Below are 3,924 nucleotides of genomic sequence, written 5' to 3' on the forward strand. Positions count from 1 at the left end.
CGTCGGGCCGGCCGGCCGGGACGGCCCGGCGGGGCGGCCGGCCGGGACGGCACGTCGGGGCGGCCGGCCGGGACGGCACGTCGGGGCGGCCCGTCGGGACGGCACGTCGGGACGGCACGTCGGGGCGGCCCGTCGGGGACGCGACCCGTCCGGTCGGCGGCCCGTCGGGTGGCCTCTCGCCACGGCCCGGCGGCAGCCCGCGGCTACGGCTTGGCGGGCTTCCCCTTGCCGTACAGCCAGGTCTTCCAGACCGCGCTCAGGTCCCTGCCGGTCTTCTTCTCCGCGTACCGCGTGAAGTCCGCCGTGTCGGCGTTCCCGTACCGGTGGTCCCTGGCCCAGCCCCGCAGCAGCGCGAAGAACGCCTTGTCGCCGACCGTCCGGCGGACCATCTGCAGCACCATCGCCCCCCGCCCGTACACCGGCGAGGTCGAGATCTCCTTGGGGCCCGGGGGGTCGGCAGGGGGGAAGTCCCAGTTGCCCTCGGAGTCGTAGGCGTCGTCGAAGTGGTCCTGGATGCTCTCGCCGCCGTGGTCCGCGTCCCACAGCCAGGTCGCGTACGTCGCGAACCCCTCGTTCAGCCACATGTCGCGCCAGGACTCGGGGGTCACCGAGTCGCCGAACCACTGGTGGGACAGCTCGTGCACCAGCGTCGAGAGGCTCGCCTGGTCGGCGGGGAGCACCGGTCTGGTCTGGGTCTCCAGCGAGTAGCCCGCGGCGCCGGTGGGAGCGATGACCGCGCCCGCCGAGTCGAAGGGGTACGGGCCGAACTCCTTGCTCTCCCAGGCGATGATCTCGGGGATCCGGGCCACCACGGCGGCGCTGCTCTTGACCTCCGACTGGGCGACCGCCGTGAAGACCGGCAGTCCGGACGGCGCCTTGAAGGAGTGCGTCCGGTACCGGCCGATCGCCAGCATCGCGAGATAGCTCGCCATCGGCCGGCCGGTGTGCCAGTGGAAGGTGGTACGGCCCCCGCTGGTCCGCTGCGAGGTCAGCCGGCCGTTGGAGACGGCCTGGAGCCCGGCGGGCACGGTGACCGTGATGTCGTAGGTGGCCTTGTCCGACGGGTGGTTGTTCCCCGGGAACCACGCCATGGAGCCGGTCGGCTCCCCGAGGGCGAGCGCACCGTCGTCGTCCGGCAGCCAGCCCTCTTCGGATGCGTCCGGGTCGGTGATCGTCTTCGGGGTACCGGCGTAGCGGACGACGGTACGGAAGGTGTCGCCCCGCGCGAGGTCGTGGTGCGGGCGGAGGGTCAGTTCGCTGCCTGCGCGATGGGCGGGGGCCCAACGGCCGTCGACGGTGGCGCCCCGCACGGTCATCCCGGTGAAGTCCAGGGTGAAGGCGGAGAGGTCCTGGGTGGCGCGGGCGGTGATGTCGGCGGTGCCGGTGAGCCGGCCGGAATCCGGGTCGTAGGCGAGGGTCAGGCCGTAGTGGCTGACGTCGTAGCCGCCGTTGCCCAGCCGGGGGAAGTACGGGTCGGGGTGGTGCAGTCGGCTGCCGCCCGGCTTCCCGTGCACACCCCCGCCGCACGCCGCGAGAAGGAGGAGGGCGGCCCCCACCGCTGTGGGTACGGCTGTACGACGTCGGCGCTGGTCCACGTCTCGATCCTATGAGCGAGCGGGCAGCGGACGCGCACCGCCGTCCCGCGGGCGGGGCGCGTCGCGAGAACGTACGGACCGGCGGTGGTGGCTTGTGGTGAGTGGTGGTGGACGGGCGGGCCCGGGAGCCCAGCGGTGTACGGCCGCGCGGTGAACCGGTGTGCGTGCCCGTGACACCATCGATCCGTGCTCGACATCGGCTACTCACTCTCCCGCCGCTTTCCGGACCCCCCGCAGACCGACTACCGCCGCGCGGACGTCCGGGCGCTGCGGCACGACCTCTTCTGCGGTGACGTCTACCTCGCCGACACCAAGGCGGACCGCGAGGTGTCCACAGCCTGGGGATGGGTTCCGGTGCTCGACTTCGCGTGGGCGCTCTGCGACATCGTCGAACAGCTCGACCGGGATCCGCGCGGCAACCGCGCCTCCCGGCCGCTCCACGCGGAGCTGGACTTCACCGAGTCGACGGACCGGATGCTCTTCGAGCGGCGGTTCGGCTGGGTGGATGTCGCGGCCGACTGGATGCCGGTGGAGGAGGACCCGCTGACGTTCGGGCACAGGGTGCTGCGGCGGGAGGCACGGGACTTCCTGCACGACCTGATCGCCGATCTGGGGGACATGCATGAGGGCCTCGCGGACAACCCGGTGATCTGGAACCTGCAGGGGCGGTTCCCCCGGGTGTAGCCGGGACGGCAGCGCGCAGCCGCCAACGGCGTGCCCTGCGCGGCACGCTCCGGGCGAGCGGGCGAGCGAGCGGGCGAGCAGGCAGGCGAGCGGGCGAGCAGGCAGGCGAGCGGGCGAGCGAGCAGGCGGGCGAGCGGGCGAGCGAGCAGGCAGGCAGGCGAGCGGGCAGGCAGGCGAGCGGGCAGGCAGGCGAGCAGGCGAGCGGGCAGGCAGGCGAGCAGGCGAGCGGGCAGGCAGGCGAGCAGGCGAGCGGGCAGGCAGGCGAGCAGGCAGGCCAGCGGGCCGGCGCGCGGGCGGGCAGGCAGGCGGACCGGCGGGCCCCGCGGCCCTACTCGCCCGGTGCCGCCACCCGTACACCGATCTGTGCCGCGAACGCCGGTGCCAGCGCCAGCAGTTGCACCGGGCTGATGACCGCGCCCGCCAGCCGCTCCACCCCGCGCGCGATGTCCAGCTCGGCCACCGTCCGCAGGTCCACGTCCTTCATCCGTACGCCGCTGAAGTCCGCCCCGCGCAGCCTGCACCCGGTGAACTCCACCCGCTCCAGCCGCGCCGACCCGAAGTCCGGCTCGGCCAGGACGCAGTTCTCGAAGACGACGTCCTTGAGACGCGCCTCCCGCAGGTTGAGATAGTCGATCTTCCCGCCACGCACCACCACCCGTTCCAGGACGGCTCCGTGCAGCTGGACGCCGCCGAGCCGGGCGTCCACCACTTCGACATCGCGCAGGGACGCCTCCGCCAGGTCCGTCCCCACGCCTCGCGCACCGGTCAATACGGAGTCGATGAAGCGCGCCCGCGTCAGCTCCGTCGTCTCCAGCACGCACTCGCGCAGCGAGCAGTCCATGAAACGGGCCCCGCGGCCCGACTGTCCGGTGAAGTCCTCGCCGGTGAACTCCAGTCCGTCGTAATCACCATCGGGCTCAAGGCCCCGCCCGGCGTAGGGGCTGAGGGGCGGAAGCCGCACTTCCGGCCGTCGTACCTGTGGGGTTCTCTTCGTGCCGTTCCGTACTGCCATGTCTTCATGGTGACCCACACCACTGACATCGAACCTTCCCGGATGTCACATCTGCGTCCGCTCCATCCGTCCTGATGACAGAGAGCGTCCGAAAAAGAGCGGTCGCCCTCCGGAACAGACACAGAAACAGACACAGGACAGGACAGCACGACACGGAGAAGGGACGGACCACCATGCGCCACATCACCGTGGTCGGCGGGGGTTTCGCCGGGCTCACCGCCGCCATCACCGCCGCCGAAGCGGGCGCCCGGGTCACCCTGCTGGAGGCCCACCACACCCTGGGCGGCCGGGCACGTACGGCCGAAGGCCCGTACCGCGTCAACGAAGGACCGCACGCGATCTACCGGGGCGGCCCGCACTGGGCCTGGCTCAGCCGGCAGGGGCTGCTCGGCCCGGTCGTGGCCGTACCGGCCCTGGAGGCCACCCGGCTGCGGCTCCATCACGGCGGGAGGCTACGCAGGACACCGCCGCTCGCGCTGCTCAGGCTGGCGCGGCGGCCCGCCGGACAGGCCCCCGTGGAGCAGGACTTCCTCTCCTGGGCCACCTCCCGGGTCGGGGGGGGGGGGGGCCCCCCGCTCGGGCGCTTGGGAGGGGGGCGGGGCGAGGCCCCGCGCCGCGGGAGCCGCGCCGCCG

3 protein-coding genes and 1 pseudogene are annotated in these 3,924 nt (G+C 73.2%); 2 read left to right on the plus strand and 2 right to left on the minus strand.

Going from position 1 to position 3,924, the window contains the following annotated elements:
- Nucleotides 1–203: 203 nt before the first annotated feature.
- The gene (locus tag ACFXBC_RS18170) at nt 204–1,595 is read right to left on the minus strand and encodes a M1 family metallopeptidase (protein WP_385024719.1); all 1,392 of its coding nucleotides are present in this window, start codon (nt 1,593–1,595) and stop codon (nt 204–206) included.
- Between the two features lie 186 nt (nt 1,596–1,781).
- Between ACFXBC_RS18170 and ACFXBC_RS18175 the strand changes: the two genes are divergently transcribed.
- On the plus strand, nt 1,782–2,279 hold the full coding sequence (locus ACFXBC_RS18175) for a hypothetical protein (RefSeq protein ID WP_385024721.1): 498 nt from the start codon (nt 1,782–1,784) through the stop codon (nt 2,277–2,279).
- A 328-nt stretch (nt 2,280–2,607) separates the two neighbouring features.
- On the opposite strand, the gene ACFXBC_RS18180 is transcribed toward ACFXBC_RS18175, so the two are convergent.
- On the minus strand, nt 2,608–3,291 hold the full coding sequence (locus ACFXBC_RS18180) for a pentapeptide repeat-containing protein (RefSeq protein ID WP_385024723.1): 684 nt from the start codon (nt 3,289–3,291) through the stop codon (nt 2,608–2,610).
- A 173-nt stretch (nt 3,292–3,464) separates the two neighbouring features.
- Here ACFXBC_RS18180 and ACFXBC_RS18185 point away from each other — a divergent pair.
- Nucleotides 3,465–3,924 (plus strand): annotated as a pseudogene (locus tag ACFXBC_RS18185) (FAD-dependent oxidoreductase); the annotation flags it as partial.

It is taken from the genome of Streptomyces sp. NPDC059398 (genome assembly GCF_042751845.1).
GTDB lineage: Bacteria > Actinomycetota > Actinomycetes > Streptomycetales > Streptomycetaceae > Streptomyces.

What these genes read in the sequence shown, in the direction of transcription:
- ACFXBC_RS18180 (WP_385024723.1), bottom strand. Translation starts at nt 3,291, where the DNA reads ATGGCAGTACGGAACGGCACGAAGAGAACCCCACAGGTACGACGGCCG.